Origin of the sequence: Leptolyngbya cf. ectocarpi LEGE 11479, assembly GCF_015207065.1 — a bacterium.
GTDB lineage: Bacteria > Cyanobacteriota > Cyanobacteriia > Phormidesmidales > Phormidesmidaceae > Leptothoe > Leptothoe ectocarpi.
In genome coordinates this window covers 1-2,787 of the sequence record NZ_JADEXP010000534.1, presented here as the reverse complement: position 1 = coordinate 2,787, position 2,787 = coordinate 1, and the positions used below count along the sequence as shown (strand labels likewise).

The following is a 2,787-nucleotide window of genomic DNA, read 5'->3' as shown; positions in this document are numbered from 1 at the left end:
GGAATGGGGAATGGGGGCGTTGTAGGGGCGTTGCATGCAATGCCTCTACAACGGAATTTCCTCAAACGGCAATGTATTCTAGGTGGTCGATTTTTAACTCGCGACCGGAGCGAATGTCTTCCATGGGGCTATTGCAGTCAGGGCAGGCGTATTGACTACCAAAATTGGGACGGTAATCGGCACGACAGGTATGACAGTGGGCGACTAGGGGAGTATCTTGGATAACTAGCTGAGCGCCATCGAGAAAAGTACCCTGGGTTTGAACATTAAAGGCGAACTGTAAACTGGCCGGTTCGACACAGGTAAACGCTCCCACAATGAGATGAATCTTTTGGATGGTGGGACGCTTGGGTTGAGAGTCCCACCAGTCTTGAATGGTGCCAATTAAGGCTTTGGTCATATCGGTTTCGTGCATGATTAATCACTGCCAGCCGCTGCCGACGTCCATATTGGCTTCAGGGTGAATATAGTCGGGAGTACCGGTACGAGGTAATTGACCCGATTGCACCAGGTGGGCCATGGCATCACAGATAACGCGGGTGGCCATGAGGGAGGTCATATCGCTGACGTCGTAGGGCGGGGAGACTTCCACGACTTCCAGTCCACATACGGGAGCACTGCGAATGATTTTGCCTAGCAGATAGAGGGCTTCACGGGGTAACAGACCACCGGGTTCGGGCCAGCCGGTACCGGGGACAAATCCGGCATCAATACAGTCAATGTCAAAACTGATATAAACGCAGTCGGTGCCATCCAGGGCTCGTTCTAGGGCAAAGTCGGCGGCGGCATCTAGGCCCATTTCGGTAATGTCGGTGACGGTGAGAATATTGGTGGCGCGCTCACGACAAACTTTTACGCCTTGGCGTGGTACCTGCCAGCCACCGATGCCCAGCTGCACTAGGTTTTTAGCCGGGGCATTTTTCATATTGGTGGCATGGAACCAGGGGCAGGTGTGCATGCGCTCATCTAGATCAGTTTCCTGGGTATCGACATGGCGGTCAAAGTGAATGATGCCGACTTTTTTGTCACCTAGATGACGACACACACCGCGCACGGTGGGAAATCCAATGGAATGATCGCCGCCGAGAATAATGGGAAATGCACCGGAGCTAAAAATATGGGCAATGCCTTTGGAGATTTGGTCAAAGGATTTTTCGTTATTGGCAGGAATCGTGAAAACATCACCCACATCGCAGAGGGTAATCTGTTCTCGTAGATCAATCCCCATCTCAAAGTTGTAAGGGGTATACAGAGCCGAGATCCGACGAATACCTTGGGGACCGAAGCGGGTGCCGGGGCGGTAGGTGGTGCCAGAATCGTGGGGAACACCGACAATGGCCACGTCGTATTCGCCCACTTTGCGCACGTCTTCGATATAGGGAGCTTTGAGAAAGGTGTTGATGCCAGCGTAGTGGGGCAGCTCGCCACGGGAGAAGGTGGGAATGGTGCGATCGCGAATACTATCGGCCGCCTCTAAGCCATACTCTAACCCCTGAGAAACTTCCTGCTGCCAGCCTGTAAGGGGTAGTTGAGCCTCACGTTCTAGAGCCCGATTGGCTTCTGAGTCAGCTGGGTTACGAAATGTGGGTGTCTCACTCATGATGTCGATGTATAACGCTAAGAGGGCAAGGAATTATTGCTGAAATCAACAGAAAACTTAAAGCCCGAGAGAATCTCCTAGCAGACTGATCTGCTGAACGACTTCTCCCGGGCTTTTATCCCGCCGTGTACCAGAAAACTGGCGGTTTCTCTCGGTCCAGACATCTAACACCAAGACATCCCCAACTATTAAACCGGAACCCTAGAAACCTAAATTGTTTTAGTTGGGTCTAGTATTCAAGCTTGGCTCCCCTAAGAAAGTATCTTGCTTTACCAAATCGCATATTTAATTGTGACGTATTGTTTCCGACCGTGAAGAGAAATACGGACAGTACCAACCCTGATGGTACAACAACTCACTATTCCAAGAACAATCAGGTGCGTCACCGTATAATGAATCCCCATGGAGATTATTTTTGTACTGGTTGATTCGGAAGAAGCAGAGAATGTTGGAGCGGCGGCCCGCGCTATGCATACGATGGGCTATGGCACTTTGCGGCTCGTGCGGCCTAAGGCCGACCATCTAGGCGAAAAGGCGTTAGCGCTGGCCCATGGGTCTCAGCATGTGCTGCAAGATGCTCAGGTGTATGAGGGGTTGGGGGATGCGATCGCAGACTGTGACCTCGCCTGTGCCAGCACTGCTCGCCACCGCTATGAAAAGCACCACTACACCTCCGTGCGCGACCTGCCCGCCTACCTGCAGGCCAAAGGCGAATGGCTACACCGCATTGCCATCGTCTTTGGTGGCGAACGCTCGGGGCTTAAATCCGCTGATATCGCAGACTGTGACCTGCTCACCACGATTCCCCAATATCAGCTGCAGCCCTCCCTAAACCTGGCCCAGGCCGTCATGGTCTATAGCTTTGTACTCTCTGCCGAGCAGACCCAGGTGCAGATCACAGACCAGCGATTGCAGAGCGAGCCCATGCCCCCGACAGAATACGCCAGCCTGAAGCGCTTGCTACAGCAGCTGATGGTGCGGATAAACCTGCCAGAACGCTACCAGAAGTATGTGATGCAGGGTATCGCCCGTCTAAACCGTGAAGATCTCTATGTGATCCATAAGCTGCGCTCAGCCTTTGACCATCAGTTAGATCGAGTGGATCAAGTTACTGAGACAGAAACCCGGTAAATATCAGGGGTAGCAGTATCAGCAGACTGCCAATAAAAAGCAGGGTAGCCGGATCG

At 52.6% G+C, this 2,787-nt stretch carries 3 protein-coding genes and 1 riboswitch; of the genes, 1 reads left to right on the top strand and 2 read right to left on the bottom strand.

The window, feature by feature from the left end:
- Nucleotides 1–61: 61 nt before the first annotated feature.
- Nucleotides 62–415 carry a hydrogenase maturation nickel metallochaperone HypA gene (gene hypA, locus IQ260_RS29535; protein WP_193996624.1) on the bottom strand — a complete coding sequence of 118 codons (354 nt, stop codon included), beginning with the start codon at nucleotides 413–415 and terminating at the stop codon, nucleotides 62–64.
- 6 nt (nucleotides 416–421) lie between these two features.
- Entirely contained in the window at nucleotides 422–1,600 is a 1,179-nt protein-coding gene (locus IQ260_RS29530; protein WP_193996623.1) for an agmatinase family protein, read from the bottom strand.
- A gap of 102 nt (nucleotides 1,601–1,702) precedes the next feature.
- Nucleotides 1,703–1,816: riboswitch (guanidine-I (ykkC/yxkD leader) on the bottom strand.
- Between the two features lie 186 nt (nucleotides 1,817–2,002).
- Here IQ260_RS29530 and IQ260_RS29525 point away from each other — a divergent pair.
- Nucleotides 2,003–2,731 carry a TrmH family RNA methyltransferase gene (locus IQ260_RS29525; RefSeq protein ID WP_193996622.1) on the top strand — a complete coding sequence of 243 codons (729 nt, stop codon included), beginning with the start codon at nucleotides 2,003–2,005 and terminating at the stop codon, nucleotides 2,729–2,731.
- Nucleotides 2,732–2,787: the final 56 nt, after the last annotated feature.

Coding starts and splice junctions, on each gene's coding strand:
- IQ260_RS29525 (WP_193996622.1), top strand. CDS start 2,003: ATGGAGATTATTTTTGTACTGGTTGATTCGGAAGAAGCAGAGAATGTT.
- IQ260_RS29530 (WP_193996623.1), bottom strand. CDS start 1,600: ATGAGTGAGACACCCACATTTCGTAACCCAGCTGACTCAGAAGCCAAT.
- hypA (WP_193996624.1), bottom strand. CDS start 415: ATGCACGAAACCGATATGACCAAAGCCTTAATTGGCACCATTCAAGAC.